The organism is Pseudomonas sp. PLB05 (assembly GCF_021106615.1).
GTDB classification, from domain to species: domain Bacteria; phylum Pseudomonadota; class Gammaproteobacteria; order Pseudomonadales; family Pseudomonadaceae; genus Chryseomonas; species Chryseomonas benzopyrenica.
The window spans coordinates 112,730-133,619 of record NZ_JAJOHO010000003.1 but is presented as its reverse complement, the minus strand read 5'-3'; the positions used below and the strand labels follow the sequence as shown (position 1 = coordinate 133,619).

Genomic DNA, 20,890 nt, shown 5'->3' with positions numbered 1-20,890 from the left:
GTACGGTAGTCCATGAGCTTCAGTCCCCTGATTCGCCAATTGATCGATGCGCTCCGGGTCCTGCCCGGCGTCGGCCAGAAGTCTGCCCAGCGCATGGCCCTGCAACTGCTCGAACGCGAACGCCAGGGTGGCCTGCGCCTGGCCAGTGCCCTCAACGCCGCCATGGAAGGGGTCGGCTACTGCCAACGCTGCCGTACCCTGAGCGAAGACCAGATTTGCGGCTTCTGCGCCGATACTCGGCGTGACGACAGCCTGCTCTGCGTGGTGGAAGGCCCCATGGATGTCTTCGCCGTGGAGCAGACCGGCTATCGCGGACGCTACTTCGTGCTCAAGGGGCACCTGTCGCCCATCGACGGTCTGGGCCCGGACGCCATCGGCGTGCCCGAACTCGAACGGCGCGTTAGCGAAGGGGGGTTCCAGGAGATGATCATCGCCACCAATCCCACGGTTGAAGGCGAGGCGACCGCCTACTATATCGCCCAACTGCTGGCGCCCAAGGGCCTGACCATCTCCCGGATCGCCCATGGCGTACCCCTGGGTGGCGAGCTGGATCTGGTCGACGGCGGCACCCTGACCCACGCCTTCGCCGGGCGCAAGCCGATCTCGCTCTAGCGCTGCGCTATCCCGTCGCCTTGAAAGGGCAACAGGCCTGTATCTTGTGATCGAGAAGCATTATCATTATCGGAAGTCAGCTGCTTCCGAGGATGGTGATGCAGACGCTCGAGTCCGACCGGCACGGACATATCCGGACCCTCTACCTGGACCACCACGGCTGGCTGCGCGAGCGGCTGCAGCGGCGGCTGGGTTGCCTGGGGCAGGCGGCCGACCTGGCCCAGGACACCTTCGTCCGGCTGTTGGCCCGGGAAGGAGAGCTGGAACGGCTGCGTGAACCCCGTGCCTTCCTCGCGACCATCGCCCAGGGATTGCTGGCCAACCACTGGCGGCGCCAGGCCCTGGAGCGCGCCTATCTCGAAGCGCTCGCCGCGCGACCGCAAGCCGTACAGCCTTCGCCGGAAGCCCAGGCGCTCATCCTGGAAACCCTCACCGAACTCGATGCGCTGCTCGACCGCCTGCCTGGCCGGGTGCGCCAGGCCTTTCTGCTGGCACAGCTGGAAGGGCTCACCTATGCCGTCATCGCAGGGCGTCTGGGCGTGTCGGAGCGGATGGTCAAGAAGTACATGGCCCAGGCCATGCTGCATTGCCTGGAATTGGTGTCTTGAGTCTTCTCACACCCAGCCCGGGTGGGCCTCTGGAAGAGGCGGCGAACTGGTTCGCCGAACTCGCCGCCGACGAGGTGGATCCAGCCACCGAGCGGGCCTGGGAGCGCTGGTTACAGGCGGATAGTCGCCACGCCGTGGCCTGGGCGCGGGTGGAGGAGATCAGCGCCCGCTTCGGCGGTCTGCCGCCGTCGGGGCGGATGGCCCTGGCGCGGCGCGAATCCCTGGGACGACGGCGGGCGCTCAAGGTGCTGGGACTGGCGCTGGGTGGTCTGGCCCTTGGTTGGGCGCGGCCGGACGACTGGCGGCTGGGGCAGAGCGCTGCGCTGAGCACGGCGGTCGGCGAGATCCGCGCCTTCGATCTGGCGGCCGGGGTACGCGTCTGGCTCAACACCGACAGCCAGCTGGCGCAGGAGACTGCGAACCATTGGCGGCTGTTGCGCGGCGAGGCGCTGTTCGAAAGCCGCGGCGGAACCACGCCCACGGTGCTGGAGGCGACGCCGGGTCGGGTGCGCTTCGGTGCGGGCTGCTGCGCGGTCCGCGCGCGTGACCGCGGTCTGGAGGTCGCGGCCTACAGCGGTGCTCTGCAGCTGCTGCCACGCCAGGCCAGGCCCGAGACTCTGGCGGAAGGGAGGCAGGCCCTGCTGACGCCTACCGCCGTGCAGCCGCTGGGTCGCGTCGATCCGGGGCGGCAACTCTGGCGTCAGGGGCGACTGGTGGTGGACGACTGGTCGCTGGTAGCCCTGGTGGCGGAGCTGGATCGCTATCGCCCGGGCCTGTTGACCTGCACCGCTACGGTCGCCCCGTTGCGGGTAGTGGGCAGCTATCCCCTCGCGGATACCGACCGCGCGCTGGCGGCCTTGGCCGACAGCCTGCCGGTACGGGTGGAGCGGCGCCTGCCCTGGTGGGTGCAGATCGTGCCCGCCTAAAAAATTGCCGCCGGCGGTTCCCCTTTGGCGTTCTCGTGGGGCTTAGGGGAAACGATCCCTGTTTCGAGGCCCTCCATGCATCGCTATACCCGTTTCACGCTGCATCCCCTGCGCCGCGCCCTGCGCGCCTTCGCCCTGACCGTACCGCTGGGTATCACCAGCCTGGCCGCGCCCCAGGGCCTGGCCCAGGCTGCCGCCATTGCCCAGGAATACCGCATCGAGGCCGGTAGCCTGGCCACGGTGGTGAGCACCTTCGCCGCCCAGAGCGGGGTACTGCTGTCGGCCCCCGTCCAGGGGCTGGAGGGTCGCCGCAGTCCGGGCCTGCAGGGCCGCTACACACCGACTGAGGGCTTCCAGCAGATCCTCCAGGGCAGTGGCTTGCAGGCGGTGCGTCAGGCCGATGGCAGCTATCGCCTGGAGTCGGCGGCCGCGACCGGGGTGACGTCTCTCAGCGAGACCACGGTGACCGGCTTCGCCCTGGGCAATGCCCTGGGCGAGACCGATGGCTACCTGGCGACCCATAGCAACGTGGCCACCAAAACCAGCAAGGGTCTGCTGGAAACCTCCCAGTCGGTTTCGGTGGTGACCCGTGAGCAGATCGATGACCAGGGTGCCAAGACCGTGCAGCAGGCCATGAGGTACACCCCGGGCATCTTCACCGGCCAGATCGGCGCGTCCAATCGCTATGACTATGTGGTGATGCGCGGCTTTGCCGACAACAGCGTCGACAACGTCTTTCTCGACGGCCTCAAGACCATGGGCGACAGCGGCACCTTCAGCTCGCTGCAGGTCGATCCCTACTTTCTCGAGCGCATCGACGTGGTCAAAGGGCCGGCCTCGGTGCTCTATGGCCGCAGTCTGCCGGGAGGCCTTGTGGCGCTCACCAGCAAGAAGCCGCTGTACCAGCCCTATCACCAGGTCCAGGCCACCCTGGGCAACCTCGGCCAGCACGGCGCCGGTTTCGATTTCGGCGGGCCGCTGGACGAGGAGGGGCGTATCGCCTATCGCCTGGTGGGCCTCGCTCAGCACAGCGATACCCAGTTCAACCACGTGGAAGAAGAGCGCTATGCCCTGGCGCCCAGCCTGGCCATCGACCTGAGCGACGACACCACCCTGACTTTGCAGGCCTATCTGCAAAAAGACCCGGACGGTGGCTACCACAGTGGGGTACCGGCCGAGGGCAGTCTCTATCGGCGCAATGGTCGCTACATCAGCAACCACTTTTTCGACGGCGAGCCCGATCACGATAAATTCGAACGCACCCAGCAGATGGTCGGCTATCAGTTCGAGCACAGATTCAACGACGTCTGGAGCGCGCGGCAGAACTTCCGCTACGCCAAGTCGCGGGTCGAACTGGAGCAGGTCTATGGCTACGGCTATGTCGGCGCCAGCAACCTGCTCAATCGCTATTACTCCGGCGGTCGCGAGAACCTGCACGCCTATACCCTGGACAATCTGGTCCAGGCGGACTTCGACTGGGCCGGCAGCCGGCACACCCTGCTCGCCGGGCTGGACTACCAGCGTCGCTGGACCCATGTGGATTGGCCCAGTGGCACGGCGGATCCGCTGGACGCCTTCGCGCCGAACTACGGCGGCCAGGTGGCCGTCTCCCCCGGCACCGAATACCGCCGCGAGCTGGCGCAGACCGGCGTCTACCTGCAGGATCTCATCGAACTGGATCGCTGGCGCCTTTCCCTGGGTCTACGCCAGGACTGGGTGGAAATCGGCATCGAGGATCGTCTGGCGGGCACCCGCAGCAGCGCGCGCCGTGGCCAGGCCAGCGGCCGTGCCGGAGCGCTCTATCTGTTCGACAACGGCCTGGCGCCCTACCTGAGCTATTCCACCTCCTTCAATCCCAACGCCTACAACGACGCGGCGGGCAATCCCCTGGAGCCCACCGAGGGCAAGCAGTGGGAGCTGGGCCTGAAGTACCAGCCGCCGGGCAGCGCCAGCTTCTATACCGCCTCGCTGTTCCACATCACCCAGGAAAACGTGGCGACCAAGTTGCCCCAGGAAGACTTCTATTCCTCGGTGGGCGAGATCCGCTCCCGGGGCCTGGAGCTGGAGGGCCATCTGCAACTGGCCGAGCGGCTCAAGCTGCTGGGCAGCTACACCTTCACCGACATCGAGTACACCCAGGCGCTGGACGGCACCCAGGGCAATACGCCGAATCAGGCGCCGCGGCACCAGGCGTCGCTGTGGGGGCAGTACGAATTGGCGGGACCCCTGGCGGGTTTCAGCGTCGGCGCCGGGGCGCGCTATGTGGGCACCAGCTGGGCGGACAAGGCCAACACCCGCAAGGTACCGGCCTACACCCTGGTGGATGCCATGCTGGCCTATGACTTCACCCGACTGGGGATGCCAGGGCTCACGGCGCGGGTCAATGCCAACAACCTGATGGGCAAGGACTATGTGGCGTCCTGCTACAGCCTGGACTTCTGTTATTTCGGGGAGGAGCGCAACGTGACCGCGACGGTCAGCTACAGCTTCTAGAGGGGCCGGGCGCCTGCTGCTGGCTGAGCGGCAGGCGCAAGCGGCTCAGCCTTCCAGCTGGCCGCCCGCGAGGGCGCAGAGGCGGGCGGAGTCGAGGATGCGTACTTCCTTGCCTTCGGCCGCCAGCACGCCGCTCTGCTGGAAGCGGGTGAAGACCCGCGACACGGTTTCCACCGCCAGGCCGAGGAAGTTGCCGATCTCGTTGCGCGACATGCTCAGGCGGAATTGCTGGGCGGAAAAGCCGCGAGCATGGAAGCGCGCCGAGAGATTGACCAGGAAGGTGGCGATGCGCTCGTCGGCGCTCTTCTTGGACAGCAGCACCATCATCTGCTGGTCGTCGCGGATCTCCCGGCTCATCACCCGCAACAGCTGGCGGCGCAGTTGCGGCAGCTGCTCGGAGAGTTCGTCCAGGCGCTCGAAGGGGATCTCGCAGACGGTGGTGGTCTCCAGCGCCCGGGCCGAGACCGGATAGCGCTCGGTGTCCATGCCCGACAGCCCGACCAGTTCGCTGGGCAGGTGGAAACCGGTGATCTGCTCCTCGCCGGCATCGCTCAGGCTGCTGGTGCGCAAGGCGCCGGAACGCACCGCATAGACCGAGCCGAAGGTATCGCCCTGGCGGAACAGGTGGTCGCCCTTGGCCAGCGGCCGGCCGCGCTTGACGATCTGGTCAAGGGCGTCCAGGTCTTTCAGATCGAGCGACAGCGGCAGGCACAGCGAGGCGAGGCTGCAATCCTTGCAATGGGCCTGGGCGGTGCGCAGCTTGAGGGGCTCGGTCATGGGGGAGGGTCGCTTCTCGTCTGGTTCCAAAAGTCTAACTTTAGCAGTCGTGGCAGGCATGGGTCATATCACCCGGGAAAAGCGCTGATTGTCGTGGCCCGGCAGATAGCGGTCGAACAGCATGCACAAGGCACGGATCAGCAGGCGGCCGGGCGCCAGCACCTGCAGGCCGCGGGCATCGAGGCGGATCAGGCCATCGGCGGCCATGGCCTCGAGCTGCGGCCAGGCGTCGGCGAAGTAGTGGCGAAAATCCAGCTCGCAGCTGCGTTCGATGGCGGCGAAATCCAGCTGAAAATGGCAGATCAGCTGGGCAATCACCGCGCCACGGATGCGATCGTCCCGCGAGCGACGCAGGCCACGGGCCACCGCCAACTCGCTCTGGCCCAGGCGCTCCTGGTAGCGGGCAAGGTCGGGGGTATTCTGGCAGAGGACGTCGCCGACCTGGCTGATGGCGGAGACGCCCAGGCCCAGCAGGTCGCAGTGACCGTGGGTGGTGTAGCCCTGGAAATTGCGCTGCAGGGTGCCGTCTTCCTGGGCGATGGCCAGGTCGTCGTCGGGCAGGGCGAAGTGGTCCATGCCGATGTAGCGATAGCCGGCACCCAGCAGTTGTTCCACGGTGCGCTGCAGCATCTCCAGCTTGGCCGCGGGGTCCGGCAGTTCGCTGGCCTCGATGCGCCGCTGCGGCGGAAAGCGCTGTGGCAGGTGGGCGTAGTTGAACACCGACAGGCGATGCGGTTGCAGTTCTAGCACCCGCTCCACGGTGTGGGCGAAGCTGGCCGGGGTCTGCCGGGGCAGACCGTAGATGAGGTCCAGGTTGATGGAGCGATAGTCGAGGGCGCGGGCGGCCTCCACCAGGGTGCGGGTGTCGTCGAAGGGCTGCAGGCGATTGATCGCCAGTTGCACCTGCAGGTCCAGGTCCTGGACGCCGAAGCTGACGCGGTTGAAGCCCAGCTCGCGGAGCAGGCCCATGGTGCTCCAGTCGGCTTCGCGCGGATCGATCTCGATGGAGTAGTCGCCGCGGTCGCTGTCGGCCAGGGTGAAGTGGCGCCGCAGATCGGCCATCAGCTCGCGCAGCTGCATGGGATTGAGAAAGGTCGGGGTGCCGCCACCGAGGTGCAGTTGCTCCACCCGCTGGGCGCCATCCAGGTGCCGGCTGGTGAGGATCATCTCCTGGCGCAGGGCGTCGAGGTAGGCGGCGCTGCGGCTGCGGTCCTTGGTGATGACCTTGTTGCAGGCGCAGTAGTAGCAGATGTTGGCGCAGAAGGGCACGTGCAGGTAGAGCGACAGCGGGCGTCCGGCCTGGCGACTCAGGCGCAGGGCGCCGAGCAGGTCGAAGGGGCCGATGCCGTCGTGGAATTGCACGGCGGTGGGGTAGGAGGTGTAGCGGGGGCCGGCGCGATCATAGCGGGCGATGAGGTCGGCGTCCCAGGCGAGGGCGGCTGTCATGCCGGGCTCCAATGGTTTCGAGGTGTCCAGTGTGAGGGGCACGGCCTGCGCTTTATTGATCCAGATCAATGGATAGCCGGTTAAGCTCTGGCGTTTTGACGAGGAGTAGGCCATGGCAGACGAGTTGTACCTCGACAGCTTTCACGAATGCCGACCCGCAGGTACGCCGCTGGCGACCCTGTTGCTGGCCCATGGCGCCGGCGCGGGGATGGATAGCCCCTTCCTGCAACAGCTGGCCGAGGAGTTGGCCCGGCGCGATATCCGGACCCTGAGATTCGACTTTCCCTACATGGCGCGAGCGCGCGCCGAGGGCAAACGGCGCCCGCCCAATCCGGCCCCGGTCCTGCTGGAGCACTGGAGGGCCATGGTCGCTACCTGGCGCGCGGCAGAAAGCGGACCACTGTGGCTGGCGGGCAAGTCCATGGGCGGGCGGATGGCCAGTCTGCTGGCCGACGAACTGGGTGCGGCTGGCCTCATCTGCCTCGGCTATCCCTTCCACCCGGCGGGCAAGCCCGAGCGGCTGCGCACCGAGCACCTGGCGACCCTGGCCACGCCGACCCTGATCGTCCAGGGCGAGCGCGATGCCCTGGGCACGCGGGAGGAGGTGGCGGGCTATGCCCTGGCGCCAAGCATCGAGGTGCAGTGGATCGCCACCGCCGACCATGATCTCAAGCCGCTCAAGAGCAGCGGCCTGAGCCATTCCCAGGCGCTGGTGGAGACGGCGGCCTGGGTGGCGGCCTTCGTGCGGACCGGCGGCTAGATGACCCGGAAGCCGCTGGTGCCATCCCGCCGCAACTGCTCGACCAGGCCGAACTCCCAGTCCAAGTAGGCCTGCATGGCCTTGCGTGGGGCGTCGGTGCCCTCGTAGGGGCGCCGGTAACGGTCACGTCGAGTCGACAAGAGCTGTGTCTCGCCGGCTTCCACCGGCAGGTCGGCGGCCAGCCAGGCCGCGGTGCCACCCTCCAGCAGCAGGACCGGCCGGTCGGTAGTGGCCTGGACATCGACGGCGGCGAAGGCGGCCAGTTGGCCACTGCCACAGGTGAAGACATAGCGCTCGGCGGGTGGCAGCGCTGCGGGCAGATCGGCGCGCAGCACCCAGGCGGCGCCCGGGATATGCCTTTGCACATAATTGGCACTGGCGGTGACGTCCACTACCAGGGTGCCCGGCTCGGCCAGCAATTCCTGCAACCGCGTCACCGAGATGCGCTCCACCGGCCCCGGCGTGGGCGCCGGTGCCTGCCAGGGGCCAGTGGCGCTCAGGGCGCCGGTCGGGATGTCGTCGACCACCGCAACCGCCCAGCCCATCTGCGCCAGCCAGGAGGCGCTCATGTTGGCGCGCACGCCGTCGTCGTCCACCAGGGCCAGGCGAGCACCACGCACCGGGGCGCTGTGATCGGTCTCCTGCACCAACTGGCCCCCCGGCGTCGAGCGGGCGCCGGGCAGGTGGCCGGCGGCGTATTCCTCGGGAGTGCGCACATCGATCAGGTAGTTGGTCCGCTGGGCGTCGCTGCGCCAGGCCTCCAGTTCGCTGAAGGGCAGGCGGGCGACGCCGGCGCGATCGGCGACCTGGCGGGCGCGGACGGCGGCGGTCGCCCGGGTCGCCGGACTCACCGCACCGAAGCGGCGTTGCTGGCCGTGTTCCAGAGTCTGGCCGGCCAGGGTCCAGCCGATGGTGCCATTGCGCAGGGCGGCCACCGGATTGGGAATGCCGGCGTTGATCAGTGACTGGGCGCCGATCAGGCTGCGGGTACGGCCGGCGCAATTGACGATGACCCGGGTCCGCGGATCGGGTGCCAGCTCGGCCACCCGCAGCACCAGTTCGGCACCCGGCACGCTGACCCCACCGGGAATGCTCATGGTCTGGTATTCCTCGAAACGGCGGGCGTCGAGGATCACCAGATCGGCGTCCTGCTCCAGCAGCGCCTGGACCTCCTCGGCGGGCAGCGAAGGGGTATGGCGCCGTGCCTCTACCAGCTCGCCAAAGGCCTTGCTCGGCACGTTTACGTCGATGAAGAGTTCGCCACCGCTGGCGCGCCAGCCCGCCAGGCCGTCGTCGAGCAGGGCCACGTCGGTGTAGCCCAGGACCCGCAGGCGTTCGGCCGCGCGTTCGGCCAGGCCCTCGCCATTATCATAGAGGGTAATGGCCACGTCGCGGCGCGGCAGTCGCGACCAGGCCTCCAGCTCCAGGCGCGACAGCGGCAGGTTGGCGGCCCACAGCGGATGGCCGGCGGCGAAGGGGTCTTCCTCGCGGACGTCGAGCAGGGCGACTTCGGTGCCGGTAAGCAGGGCCTGGCGGATGTCTTCGGCGGTACGGATGGCGGTCATGGCGTGGCGGTCTCCTGGGACAGGTCCCACAGATTGGGCAGCTGGCGATTGGTGTAGCCGGAGATGAAGGGCTTTTCCTGGCCATCCACGGCATAGACGGCGCGGCGCACGGCACCGATGTTGCCGCCATAGACGTGGATGCTGATGGAGGTGCGGTGGGCATGGGCGTTGCTGACCTGGTGGATGTCGCCCACCCGCGGCGAGACCGCTTCCACCTGGCCCGGCTCCAGGCGCACGGGCGCGCCTTCCGGCAGCAGGCGACCGGCGGGGCCCCGGGCGAAGCCCTGGGCAAGCTCGGCACCGCGCAGCATGCCGATCAGGCCCCAGGTGCGATGGTCATGCACCGGCGTGGCCTGGCCCGGCCCCCAGACGAAACTTACCACCGAGAAGCGCTGGCGGGCATCGACATGCAGGAGGTACTGGCTGTAGCGCTCGGGATGGGGAAGGGCGCAGTCCTCGGGCAGCCAGTCGTCATGGCGGACCAGTTCACCAAGCAGGACGGCGCCGCGCTGCAGCAGCTGCGGCTCGGCCGGGCGTTCGTCGAGCAGGCTGGCGAGGTCGTGCAGGAACTGGCGCAAGCGGTCGAGCCTAAGGGTCATGGAGGGCTCCAGGTGGAGGTCGGGTGGTTGGTGCCAGCCATTAAAGCAAGGCCGAAGCCGGAGACCTTAGATTGATTGGTTCTGTGCTGAAAACAATTAGGCGCATGTTTTTATCGATCTGTTATCCGATACGGGCATATTAGGTTATGCAGATTCGATATTTAGATGCCGATGCGATGTGAGGTTAGGTTCTAAACAGCCCAGGACAACGCCCGTCGTCCTGGCACCTCCTTTCGCTTTCGGAGCCTCTGTATGACCGCCTTCGTCAACGCCCTCGCCAGCGTCCGCGCCCAGGTGTCCGCCGCCGAATGGGAGGCGCGGGTCAAGCTCGCCGCCGCCTATCGCCTGGCCGCCTGCGAACGCTGGACCGACCATATCTACACCCATTTCTCGCTACGGGTGCCGGGGCCGGACGCGCACTTCCTCATCAATCCCTTCGGCCAGACCTTCGACGAAATCACCGCCTCCTCGCTGGTGAAGGTGGACATCGAAGGCGAGATCGTCCTCGACCCCACCGGACTGGGCATCAACCCGGCCGGCTACGTGATCCACAGCGCCATCCACCGTGCCCAGCCGGAACTCCATGCGGTGCTGCACACCCACACTGCCGCGGGCATCGGCGTCTCCGCCCAGCGCGGCGGATTGTTGATGATTTCCCAGCACGCCATGAGATTCTTTGGCCGCCTGGCCTATCACGGCTACGAGGGCGTGGCCCTGGATCTGGACGAGCAGAGTCGACTGGTGGCCGATCTCGGAGCGCACCCGGCGATGATCCTCTGCAACCATGGGCTGCTGACCGTGGGCGCAAGTCTGGAAGAGGCCTTCTGGCACCTCTATTACCTGGAGCGTTCATGCGCGGCGCAACTGGCGGCCCAGAGCGGCGGTGCCGAACTGGTGATCGCTCCGGACGCCGTCGCCCAGAAGGTCAGCGAGCTCATCCCCGGCAATCTGGCGCGCGGCGCCCATACTCGTCACTGGGGCGCGGCGGTGCGTCAGCTGGAGCGTCACGAAGGCCGGGAGTACGTGCAATGAAGCGACTGCTCGCCACGCTGGGCTTGGCGCTGTTGCTGGGACAGGCCCAGGCGGCTCCGGATCTTTCCGGGGTGACCCTGGTACTGGGCGACCAGGCCCGGGGGCTGCGCGCCATGATGGAAGCCGCCGGGACCCTCGAAGGCGCGCCCTATAGCTATCGCTGGGCCAACTTCCAGGGCGCCGCGCCGCTGTTCGAGGCCCAACGCGTTGGCGCGGTGGACACCTCCTACGCCGGTGACCTGCCGGTGCTGATGGCCGCATCCGGCGGCGTGCCGCTCAAGCTCATCGCCACCAATGTCGGCTATCCCCAGGCCAATGGGTTGCTGGTGCAGGCTGATTCACCGATCCGTTCGGTCAGGGACCTCAAGGGGCGCACCGTGGTGGTGTCCTCGGCCAAGGGCAGCATCTCCCAGCACCTGCTCTATGCCGCCCTGGAGGAGGCCGGACTCAAGCGTGAGGACGTGACGGTCAAGTTCGTGCTACCCACCGATGCCAGTGCCGCCTTCAACGCCGGGCAGATCGAGGCCTGGGCGACCTTCGATCCCTATCTGGGCATCGCCGAGCAGCACGACGCCCGGCTGCTGCGCGACGGCCAGGGGCTGACCACCGCCCTGGGCTTTCTCACTGCCACGCCAGCGTCGCTGGAGGATCCAGCCAAGCGCGCCGCCATCGCCGATTTCGCCGGGCGCCTGGCCCAGGCACGGGCCTGGGCAGTCGCTCATCCGCAGGACTATGCCCGGGTCTACGCCGAATTGACGCGCCTGCCGGAAGGCGCCGCGGTGGCCATCTCCACCCGCACCTCCCACGGCTTGCGCCCGGTGCAGCCGGCGGACCTTGTCGCGGTGCAGCAGGTGGCCGATCTCTTCAGCGAACTCCAGGTGCTGCCCAAGCCGGTCGACGTCGCCGCCCTGGCCGATGCCAGTGTCTTTACCCAGGAAGCCAAACCATGACCCTCATCCGCCGTACCCTGCTGGCGCTACCGCTGCTACTCGCCGCCAGCGCGGCCCTGGCCGCCGAGCCCCTCACTCTGCGCATCGCCGACCAGAAGGGCAATATGCGCGCCCAGCTGGAGGCCGCCGATGGCCTGCGCGACCTGCCGGGGTATCGCATCCAATGGGCGGAATTTCCCGCCGCCGCGCCCCTGGCCGAGGCGCTCAATGCCGGCGCGGTGGATGCCGGCATCATCGGCGATGGTCCGCTGCTGTTCGCCCTGGCCGCCGGCGCCCCGGTCAAGGCCATCGCCGTGGACAAGTCCGATCCCTATGGCACGGCGGTGATCGTGCCACGCGACTCGCCGCTGCGCAGCGCGGCTGATCTCAAGGGCAAGCGCATCGCCACCGGGCGTGGCTCCATCGGCCACTACATCGCCCTCAAGGCGCTGGACTCGGTGGGCCTGACGGCCAAGGACGTGAGCTTTCGCTTCCTCGGCCCGGTGGACGCCAAGATGGCCCTGGCCAATAGCTCGGTGGATGCCTGGGCGACCTGGGAGCCCTATACCGCCCAGGCCGAACAGGTCGACGGCGCCCGGGTGCTGGTCAACGGCCGTGGGCTCTGGGCGGGCAACAGCTTCCTGGCTGCCACCGACACGGCTCTGGCCGATCCGGCTCGGCGCGCGGCATTGCAGGACTACCTCAATCGTCTGGCCGCTGCCCAGCGCTGGGGCTACGCCCACCTCGACAGCTATGCCAAGACCCTGGCGCAGATCATCGGCTTTCCCGAGGCGGTGGCCCGTCTGCAATTCGAGAGACGCCAGCTGCATTGGGAGCCCATCGACCGCCAGGTGGTGGCCGACCAGCAGGCGGCAGCGGATTTCTACCATCGCAGTGGCCTGATTCCGCAGCGGCTGGATGCGCAGAGGACCTTCGCGGAAGGGTTTCAGGTAGCCAAGCCGGACCAGCCGCAGCAGGCCGCGCGGGAGTAGGGCAGTGGTTCAGGTGTCCCTGGCCCGTTGGGCTTCGCTTTGCTCAGCGCCAACCTACGGACCAGGCGCCAGGTAGTGGGAGTGGTTCCATCGGAGCTCAGCGCCAGCCTACCTACGCTAGCGCTCCCTCTCCCTTTGGGAGAGGGCTGGGGTGAGGGAAAAGCCACACCGCCACTCGGCCTATACATATAACCCATCCTTATTTCAAAAACGCTGAACAACTTTATTAGGCTATAAGCCAATTCCATGGATGAGCGTGCCACGATGTCCTTACGTTTCCCCTTCACCCATCGTCCCCTGACTTTGGGACTCGCCGTCAGCCTGCTCACCGGGCTGATCGCCGCACCCCAGGCGGCCCAGGCCGAGGGTACCCTGCGCATCTCCGAACAATTCGGCGTGTCCTATGTGATCCTCCATGTGCTGCGTGACCAGCAGCTGATCGAGAAGCACGGCAAGCAGGAGGGCGTCGACATCAAGGTCGACTGGATAAAGCTGTCCGGTGGCGCGGCCGTCAACGAGGCGGTGCTGTCGGGGGCGGTGGACGTAGGCTCCGCCGGGCTCGGACCGCTGTTCACGCTCTGGGACCGCACCCATGGTCGGCAGAACGTCAAGGCCGTGGCCAGCCTGGGGGCCTTTCCCAACTACCTGGTCACCAACAACCCGCAGGTGAAGACCCTGGCCGACTTCACCGCCAAGGACCGCATCGCCGTGCCGGCGGTCAACGTCTCGGTGCAATCGCGCTTCCTGCAGTACGCCGCCGCCCAGGCCTTCGGCGAGAAGAACTGGAATCGCCTGGATCCCCTGACCGTGGCGGTGCCCCATCCGGATGCCACCGCCGCGGTGATCTCCGGCGGTACCGAGATCAACAGCCATTTCGCCAATCCACCGTTCCAGGAGCAGGAACTGGCCAGCGGCAAGGTGCACAAGGTGCTCAGTTCCTATGACGTCCTCGACGGGGCCGTCTCGCCCAACCTGGTGTTCGTCACCGAGAAATTCCGCCGGGACAATCCCAAGACCTACAAGGCCTTCCGCGAGGCGCTGATCGAGGCCGGGCAGATCATCGAGAAGGACAAGGCCGCCGCCGCCCGTACCTACGTGAAGGTCGAGAATTCACGTCTCGATCCAGCACTGATCCAGCAGATCATCGAAAGCCCCGAGGTCAACTTCGACACGGCGCCGCAGAACACTCTGAAGCTGGCGGAGTTCATGTATCGCATCGGGGCCATCCGCAACCAGCCCAGCAGCTGGCAGGACTATTTCTTCGTCGATGCGCCCGACCAGAAGGGCAGCTGATCCCTTTTCCCTTACGGGTTCCACCGGACCACCGGACGAGCCCTCGACATCTCGAGGTCTCCCATGGCTATTCCCCCGATTTTCCAGCGCCTTGGGCTGCTCCTGGCGAGCACGACCCTGGCGCTGTCCGCCCAGGCGGCTGAGCTGCAGAAGATTCGCCTCGGCATCAACGACAGTCCGCAGAACGCCGCCCTGGAGCGCGCCGCCGAGGTGGCGCGGGAAAGGGGCGTGGCGGTGGAGATCGTCGCCTTCAGCGACTGGAACACGCCGAATCTGGCGCTCGCCCATGGCGACATCGACGTCAACTACTTTCAGCATCAACCCTTCCTGGAAAATGCCAATGCCCAGAACGGCTACGACCTGGTGCCCATCGCCTACGGGGTGGAAAACAAGGTCGGCCTCTATTCCATACGCGTGAAAAGCTTTGTCGAGGTGCCGGACGGCGCCACCGTGGCGGTGGCTGACGATCCGGTCAACCAGGGGCGCGGGCTGCACCTCTATGCCCGCGCCGGCCTGATCCAGCTCCGGCCCGACGCCGGACCCAAGGCCAGCCTGCAGGACATCGTCGCCAATCCCAAGCAACTGAAGTTCATCGAGCTGCCCGGGCCGCAACTGGCGCGGGTGCTGGACGATGTGACCCTGGCGCAGAGCTATCCCTCGCACATCCTCGCGGCCGGCACGACGGATCCCAACAGCGCGCTGCTGTTCAGCGATGACGAGGCCAGCGGCCACCTCCATGCCCTGAGATTCGTGACCAAGCCGGAAAAGGCGGATGACCCGGCGATTCGTACCTTCATCCAGGTGTTCCAGAACGATCCGCGGGTGCGCGAGGCCATCGCCCAGGCCTATGGCAATCCGCAGCTCTACAGCCTGGCCTGGCTGAATCGGCAGGAGGCCGCCCGATGAACACTGCCCTGCGTAAACCCGCCGTGGCGGCGCAGCCGCCCCTCGAGCCCCAAGCCGCCTCCGCGCGCGAGCATCTGCGCCTAAGCGGGGTGCAGAAGGTCTATACCGGCGGCGCGCTGCCGGTGACCGCCCTGGCGGACATCGACCTCAGCATCGCGCGTGGCGAGATCTTCGGCATCATCGGCCGCAGTGGCGCTGGCAAGTCCAGCCTGATCCGCACCCTCAACCGTTTGGAGGATGTCAGCGCCGGCCAGGTGCTGGTCGACGGCGTCGACATAGGCGCCCTGCAGGGCGACCGGCTGGTGGCGCTACGGCGACGCATCGGCATGATCTTCCAGCACTTCAATCTGCTGGCCTCGCAGACGGTGCTGGAGAACCTGGCGCTGCCGCTCAAGGCCGCTGGCTTTCGCCGCGACGAGATCGAAGTCCGGGCCCGGGAATTGCTGGAACTGGTGGGCCTGCAGGGCAAGGAGCAGGTCTATCCATCCCGTCTGTCCGGCGGCCAGAAGCAGCGGGTGGGCATCGCCCGTGCCCTGATGCTCAAGCCCGAGCTGCTGCTCTGCGACGAGGCTACCTCGGCGCTGGACCCGGAGACTACCCAGTCGATCCTGGCGCTGTTGCAGGACATCAATCGCCGCCTGGGGTTGACCATCGTGCTCATCACCCACGAGATGGCGGTGATTCGCCAGATCTGCGACCGGGTGGTGGTGCTGGAACACGGGCGCATCGTCGAACAGGGACCGGTGTGGCAGCTGTTCGGCGCACCCCAGGCGGAGGCCACCCGGGCGCTGCTGGCACCGTTGGCGGCTCAGCTGCCAGCGGATCTGGCCAGGCAGCTCAGTACCACCCGGCAGTCTGGTGCCCGGGCCGTGTTGGAGCTCCACTACGACGGCCAGGGCGCGGAGCCTGACTTCCAGGCGCTGGGCCAGGCCCTCGGCGCACCGGTCGAACTGCTGCATGGCGGTATCGACCGCATCCAGGGGCATGCCCTGGGCCGCCTGCTGGTGGCGACCGCAGCACCGGAGCGACGGCTGGCCAGCTTCCTGACCCAGACCGGGTTGTTTGCCCGGGCGGAGGTGCTGGGCTATGTCTGACTTCATGCTCAAGGCGCTGTGGAAGGCCTTTCTCGATACCCTGACCATGGTCAGCGTGTCCGCGGCCATCGTCTGGTTCGCCGGCATCGCCCTGGCGGTGGTGCTGGTCACCACCGGACGTGGCGCCATCTTCGCCGCGCCGACCCTCAACCGGGTACTGGGCACGGTGATCAACGCCTTTCGCGCCACGCCCTTCATCATCCTGCTGGTGGCCCTGATCCCGCTGACGCGGCTGATCACCGGTACCACCATCGGCGTCTGGGCGGCGGTGGTGCCCATCACCCTCAGCGCCACGCCGTTCTTCGCCCGCATCGCCGAGGTCAGCCTGCGCGAGGTCGGCGGCGGGGTGATCGAAGCGGCCCAGGCGCTGGGTTGCGAGCGACGCCACATCGTCTTCAACGTGCTGCTGCCGGAGGCACTGCCCGGCATCATCGGCGGCTTCACCGTGACCCTGGTGGCCATGATCGGCGCCTCGGCCATGGCCGGCGCCATAGGCGCGGGCGGTCTCGGCGACCTGGCGATCCGCTACGGTTACCAGCGCTACGACACCCAGGTGATGGCCGTGGTGATCGCCATCCTGGTGGTGCTGGTGTGCGGCATCCAGTTCATCGGCGATCGCTACGTGCGGCACCTGCGGGCGCGTTAACTCCTCGTTCTTTCCCCTGCGACGCCCGGAGCGGCCCTTGGTCCTCCGGGCGTCGTCGTTTTCGATATTGGACAGTCATCGGGCAAAAGCCCAGGCCAGAGCCTCTGCCTGCTGTTGCGGAGGAGACAGGGAACCAACAGCTGCCTGGGTCGAAACAGCCTATCGATGCCAAGATTTTCTTTTAAATGATTGATTTGTAAGGATTATCTCTGTTGGTCCGGTTCTTGATTAGTCCAGGGTAGCCATCATCTCGACCGCCCTCGACGGCGGCGTCACCTGGAGGAAACAACCGTGTCCCACGTCCCCGTCAAATTCGCCTATTGGGTCCCCAACGTCAGCGGCGGCCTGGTGGTCAGCACCATCGAGCAGCGCACCCACTGGGGCATCGACTACAACCGCAAGCTGGCCCAGCTCGCCGAGCAGGCCGGTTTCGACTATGCCCTGACGCAGATCCGTTTCACCGCCGGTTATGGCGCCGAGTACCAGCATGAATCGGTGGCCTTCAGCCATGCGTTGCTGGCCGCCACCGAGCGGCTCAAGGTGATCGCCGCCATCCTGCCCGGCCCCTGGAATCCGGCGCTGGCGGCCAAGCAGCTGGCGACCATCGACCAGCTCACCAATGGCCGGGTCGCCATCAACCTGGTGTCCGGCTGGTTCAAAGGCGAATTCCACGGCATCGGCGAGCCCTGGCTCGACCACGACGAGCGCTACCGGCGCTCCGAGGAATTCATCCGCGCCCTCAAGGGCATCTGGACCCAAGACAGCTTCAGCTTCGCCGGCGACTTCTATCGCTTCCGCAACTACACCCTCAAACCCAAGCCGCTGCAGCAGCCGCACCCGGAGATCTTCCAGGGTGGCAGCTCGCGGGCCGCACGGGACATGGCGGCGCGGGTCTCCGACTGGTACTTCACTAACGGCAACACCTCCGAGGGTATCCGCGCCCAGGTCGAGGACCTGCGCGCCAAGGCCGCGGCGAACGGTCATTCGATCAAGGTCGGCGTCAATGCCTTCGTCATCGCCCGGGACACCGAGGCCGAGGCCCGCGCGGTGCTCGACGAGATCATCGCCAAGGCCAACCCGGAGGCGGTCCAGGCCTTCGGTCACGAGGCGCGCAATGCCGGCGCGGCCAGTCCGGAAGGCGAGGGCAACTGGGCCAGGTCCAGCTTCGAAGACCTGGTGCAGTACAACGACGGCTTCAAGACCAACCTGATCGGTACCCCCGAGCAGATCGCCGAGCGCATCGTCGCCCTCAAGGCGGTGGGTGTGGACCTGGTGCTGGCGGGCTTCCTGCACTTCCAGGAAGAGGTGGAGTACTTCGGCCGGCGGGTGCTGCCGCTGGTGCGCGAACTCGAAGCCCAGGCCGCGGCCCAGGCGGCGGCCTAGACCATGGGCGCGAGCCTGGCCACGCGTCCGGTCCTTCTGGAGGTCAGCGACCTGGCGCTGGCCTTCGGCGGGGTCACGGCCTTCGCCGAGGTCGGCTTCCAGGTTCGCGAAGGCGAGATCTGCGCCCTCATCGGGCCCAATGGCGCCGGCAAGAGTTCGTTGCTCAACGTGATCAACGGCCTCTACCGACCGCAGCGGGGCAGGGTACGGCTGGCCGGTAGCAGTGCGGCGCTGCGCCGCCCGCAGGCCGCGGCCCACGCCGGAGTGGCGCGCACCTTCCAGAATCTGGCGCTGTTCAAGGGCATGAGCGTGCTCGACAACGTGCTCACCGGGCGCGGCCGCCATCGGCGGGCCTCCTGGCTGGAGCAGGCCCTAAGCCTGGGCCGCGCCCCGGCCGAAGAGCGGGCGCAACGGGCAGTGGCCGAGCGGGCACTGGATTTCCTGCAACTGGGGGCCTGGCGCGACGCTGCCGTGGGCAGCCTGCCCTATGGGCTGCAGAAGCGCGTGGAGCTGGCCCGGGCACTGGCGGCCGAGCCGCGGCTGTTGCTGCTGGACGAACCCATGGCTGGGATGAACGTCGCGGAGAAGCGCGAGCTGAGCGGCTACATCCGGGCCATCAACCGCGAGCGCGGGGTCACCGTGGTGCTGATCGAGCACGACATCCAGGTGGTGATGCAACTGGCGGATCACGTGGTGGTGCTGGACTACGGTCGGCTCATCGCCGACGGCGCACCCGCCGCGGTGCGCCAGGACCCGGCGGTGATCGCCGCCTACCTCGGTACCCGACACTAGGGAATACCTGCGCCTCAGGGAGAAAACCATGGCGTTTTTCTTGGAAGTCTTGCTCGGCGGCCTGCTCGCCGGGGTGATGTATGCCCTGGTGGCCCTGGGCTTCGTGCTCATCTACCGGGCCTCGGGCGTGTTCAACTTCGCCCAGGGCGCCATGCTGCTGTTCGCCGCCCTGACCTACGTCAGCCTGGTGGAGCGCGGGCTGCCCGGCTGGCTGGCGCTGCTCAGCACCCTGGGCGTCATGGTGCTGCTGGCGGTGGCGGTGGAGCGCACGGTGCTGCGGCCGCTGGTGAATCGCTCGCCGCTGGTGCTGTTCATGGCCACCCTGGGCCTGGCCTATTTCCTCGAGGGCGCCGCCCAGGCGTTGTGGGGCGCCCAGGTGCATGGTCTGGACCTGGGTATCGAGGATACCCCGCTGGAGGTGGGCGATCTCTTGCTGTCGACCTTCGACCTCTTCGCCGCGGCGGTGGCGGCGGTGCTGGTGATCGGACTGTCGCTGCTGTTCGAGCGCACCCGCTTGGGCATCTCCCTGCGCGCCGTGGCCGACGATCCCTTGGCGGCCCAGGCGGTGGGCATTCGTCTGCCGCGCATCTGGGTGCTGGTGTGGGCGGTGGCCGGTTGCGTCGGCCTGGTGGCGGGGCTGCTCTGGGGCGCGCGGCTGGGAGTGCAGTTCTCGCTGTCGCTGATCGTGCTCAAGGCGCTGCCGGTGCTGATCATCGGCGGCTTCTCCTCGGTCACCGGGGCCATCGTCGGTGGCCTGCTGATCGGGGCCAGCGAAAAACTCGCCGAGGTTTATCTCGGCCCCCTCATCGGCGGCGGCCTGGAGAACTGGTTTCCCTATGCCTTCGCCCTGGTATTCCTGCTGATTCGACCGGTCGGCCTGTTCGGCGAACCCACGGTCGAGCGCGTCTAGAGGATTTCCCATGACCACCTCCCTCGATGCCCTGACGGCGCGTCCGCTGTCCCCCCGTGCCCCTGCGCTGCGACCCGTCCGCCTGGCGCTGGTCGCGCTCCTGGCCTTGGCCTGCGGTGTGGTGCCCTGGGTCGGCACCGACTACCTGTTCAATGCCCTGCTGATTCCCTTTCTCGTGCTGGCCCTGGCCGGGCTGGGGCTCAATCTGCTCACCGGCTATGCCGGCCAGCTGTCGCTGGGCTCGGCCGCCTTCATGGCGGTGGGCGCCTTCGCCACCTACAACCTGCAGGTGCGCCTGGGCTGGCCCCTGCCGCTGTGCCTGTTCGCCGGTGGCTTGCTGGCAGCCCTGGTGTCGCTGCTGTTCGGCCTGCCCAGCCTGAGGATTCGCGGCTTCTACCTGATCGTCTCCAGCCTGGCCGCGCAGTTTTCTTTCCTCTGGGCCCTGACCCGCTTCGACTGGTTTTCCCATGGCAGTGCCTCGGGGGTGATCAGCGCGCCGCCGCTGGTGTTGCTGGGCCAGGACTTCAGCGGGCCGCTGGGGCGCTATCTGGCCACCCTGGTGGTGGTGCTGGCGCTGTTCGCCTTCGCGGCGCGACTGGTGCACGGCGAACTCGGCCGGAGCTGGATGGCGGTCCGTGACCGCGAGACGGCCGCCGCGGTGATGGGCCTGTCGGTGGTCCGGGCCAAGCTGCTGGCCTTCGCCCTGAGTGGCTTCTACCTGGGCATCGCCGGTGCGCTCTGGGCCTTCACCTACCTGGGCACCGTCGAGCCCCACGGCTTCGACCTGAGTCGCTCTTTCCAGATCCTCTTCATCGTCATCCTCGGTGGACTCGGCAGCCTGGCCGGCAGCCTCTATGGGGCCGCCTTCATGGTGCTGTTTCCGCTGCTGCTCTCCAACCTGGCCGGCTGGCTACCCGCTGACCTCATTGCCGCCGGCCAGCTGGAGAACCTGCAGAAGATGGCCTTTGGCGCCCTGATCATCCTGGTGCTGATCAAGGAACCCGAGGGCCTGACCCGCCTGGCCACCCGCGGCTGGCAACGCCTGTGCCGCCGCTGACATCCCGTTTGCCGGCGAGAAGGCTCGCCGGTCTCACACCTTCACAAGGCCCACACCCCCAACAAGGAAA

At 67.4% G+C, this 20,890-nt stretch carries 20 protein-coding genes; 16 read left to right on the top strand and 4 right to left on the bottom strand.

From position 1 onward, the window contains the following. Positions 1-12: 12 nt before the first annotated feature. The 4 genes from recR to LRS53_RS13310 all read left to right on the top strand — a co-directional run bounded on the left by recR (position 13) and on the right by LRS53_RS13310 (position 4,639). Positions 13-612: a recombination mediator RecR gene (recR, locus tag LRS53_RS13325; RefSeq protein WP_231356227.1), complete on the top strand. Its 600-nt coding sequence runs from the start codon at positions 13-15 to the stop codon at positions 610-612. 98 nt (positions 613-710) lie between these two features. After that, a complete protein-coding gene (locus tag LRS53_RS13320) occupies positions 711-1,220 on the top strand; it encodes a sigma-70 family RNA polymerase sigma factor (protein ID WP_017639625.1) in 510 nt (169 codons plus the stop codon). After that, positions 1,217-2,146, top strand: coding sequence for a DUF4880 domain-containing protein (locus LRS53_RS13315; protein ID WP_231356226.1), 930 nt, complete (start codon positions 1,217-1,219; stop codon positions 2,144-2,146). The genes LRS53_RS13320 and LRS53_RS13315 overlap by 4 nt, the downstream gene beginning before the upstream one ends. 75 nt (positions 2,147-2,221) lie before the next feature. Further along, positions 2,222-4,639: a TonB-dependent siderophore receptor gene (locus tag LRS53_RS13310; RefSeq protein WP_231356225.1), complete on the top strand. Its 2,418-nt coding sequence runs from the start codon at positions 2,222-2,224 to the stop codon at positions 4,637-4,639. Between the two features lie 45 nt (positions 4,640-4,684). Here LRS53_RS13310 and fnr read toward each other — a convergent pair whose 3' ends face one another. Next, on the bottom strand, positions 4,685-5,416 hold the full coding sequence (fnr, locus tag LRS53_RS13305; protein WP_017639628.1) for a fumarate/nitrate reduction transcriptional regulator Fnr: 732 nt from the start codon (positions 5,414-5,416) through the stop codon (positions 4,685-4,687). Between the two features lie 63 nt (positions 5,417-5,479). Next, positions 5,480-6,862, bottom strand: a complete 1,383-nt coding sequence (gene hemN / locus LRS53_RS13300) for an oxygen-independent coproporphyrinogen III oxidase (protein WP_231356224.1) — start codon at positions 6,860-6,862, stop codon at positions 5,480-5,482. A gap of 112 nt (positions 6,863-6,974) precedes the next feature. Between hemN and LRS53_RS13295 the strand changes: the two genes are divergently transcribed. After that, entirely contained in the window at positions 6,975-7,622 is a 648-nt protein-coding gene (locus tag LRS53_RS13295) for an alpha/beta family hydrolase (protein WP_231356222.1), read from the top strand. Here the strand turns inward: LRS53_RS13295 and LRS53_RS13290 are convergent. Beyond that, entirely contained in the window at positions 7,619-9,187 is a 1,569-nt protein-coding gene (locus tag LRS53_RS13290; protein WP_231356221.1) for a rhodanese-related sulfurtransferase, read from the bottom strand. The two genes, LRS53_RS13295 and LRS53_RS13290, sit on opposite strands and share 4 nt — an antisense overlap. Further along, complete coding sequence (locus LRS53_RS13285; RefSeq protein WP_231356220.1) at positions 9,184-9,786, bottom strand: cysteine dioxygenase; 603 nt, start codon at positions 9,784-9,786, stop codon at positions 9,184-9,186. Before LRS53_RS13285 ends, LRS53_RS13290 begins: the two co-directional genes overlap by 4 nt. 252 nt (positions 9,787-10,038) lie before the next feature. Here LRS53_RS13285 and LRS53_RS13280 point away from each other — a divergent pair, with 252 nt between their 5' ends. The 11 genes from LRS53_RS13280 to LRS53_RS13230 all read left to right on the top strand — a co-directional run bounded on the left by LRS53_RS13280 (position 10,039) and on the right by LRS53_RS13230 (position 20,820). Further along, positions 10,039-10,818, top strand: a complete 780-nt coding sequence (locus LRS53_RS13280) for a class II aldolase/adducin family protein (RefSeq protein ID WP_231356219.1) — start codon at positions 10,039-10,041, stop codon at positions 10,816-10,818. Continuing rightward, complete coding sequence (locus tag LRS53_RS13275; RefSeq protein ID WP_231356217.1) at positions 10,815-11,768, top strand: ABC transporter substrate-binding protein; 954 nt, start codon at positions 10,815-10,817, stop codon at positions 11,766-11,768. The genes LRS53_RS13280 and LRS53_RS13275 overlap by 4 nt, the downstream gene beginning before the upstream one ends. 5 nt (positions 11,769-11,773) lie before the next feature. Further along, positions 11,774-12,739 (top strand): ABC transporter substrate-binding protein, encoded by a 966-nt coding sequence (locus LRS53_RS13270; protein ID WP_231356792.1) that lies wholly within the window; start codon positions 11,774-11,776, stop codon positions 12,737-12,739. 264 nt (positions 12,740-13,003) lie between these two features. Beyond that, positions 13,004-14,032, top strand: a complete 1,029-nt coding sequence (locus tag LRS53_RS13265; RefSeq protein ID WP_231356216.1) for an ABC transporter substrate-binding protein — start codon at positions 13,004-13,006, stop codon at positions 14,030-14,032. 63 nt (positions 14,033-14,095) lie between these two features. After that, the gene (locus tag LRS53_RS13260) at positions 14,096-14,938 is read left to right on the top strand and encodes a MetQ/NlpA family ABC transporter substrate-binding protein (protein WP_231356215.1); all 843 of its coding nucleotides are present in this window, start codon (positions 14,096-14,098) and stop codon (positions 14,936-14,938) included. After that, entirely contained in the window at positions 14,935-16,032 is a 1,098-nt protein-coding gene (locus LRS53_RS13255; protein ID WP_231356214.1) for a methionine ABC transporter ATP-binding protein, read from the top strand. Before LRS53_RS13260 ends, LRS53_RS13255 begins: the two co-directional genes overlap by 4 nt. After that, the gene (locus LRS53_RS13250) at positions 16,025-16,678 is read left to right on the top strand and encodes a methionine ABC transporter permease (RefSeq protein WP_017639640.1); all 654 of its coding nucleotides are present in this window, start codon (positions 16,025-16,027) and stop codon (positions 16,676-16,678) included. Before LRS53_RS13255 ends, LRS53_RS13250 begins: the two co-directional genes overlap by 8 nt. A 291-nt stretch (positions 16,679-16,969) precedes the next feature. Further along, the gene (gene sfnG / locus LRS53_RS13245) at positions 16,970-18,061 is read left to right on the top strand and encodes a dimethylsulfone monooxygenase SfnG (RefSeq protein ID WP_231356213.1); all 1,092 of its coding nucleotides are present in this window, start codon (positions 16,970-16,972) and stop codon (positions 18,059-18,061) included. Between the two features lie 3 nt (positions 18,062-18,064). Further along, positions 18,065-18,853: an ABC transporter ATP-binding protein gene (locus LRS53_RS13240; protein WP_231356212.1), complete on the top strand. Its 789-nt coding sequence runs from the start codon at positions 18,065-18,067 to the stop codon at positions 18,851-18,853. 28 nt (positions 18,854-18,881) lie between these two features. Then, positions 18,882-19,763, top strand: a complete 882-nt coding sequence (locus tag LRS53_RS13235) for a branched-chain amino acid ABC transporter permease (RefSeq protein WP_017639643.1) — start codon at positions 18,882-18,884, stop codon at positions 19,761-19,763. 10 nt (positions 19,764-19,773) lie between these two features. Continuing rightward, positions 19,774-20,820, top strand: a complete 1,047-nt coding sequence (locus tag LRS53_RS13230) for a branched-chain amino acid ABC transporter permease (RefSeq protein ID WP_231356210.1) — start codon at positions 19,774-19,776, stop codon at positions 20,818-20,820. Positions 20,821-20,890 lie beyond the last annotated feature (70 nt).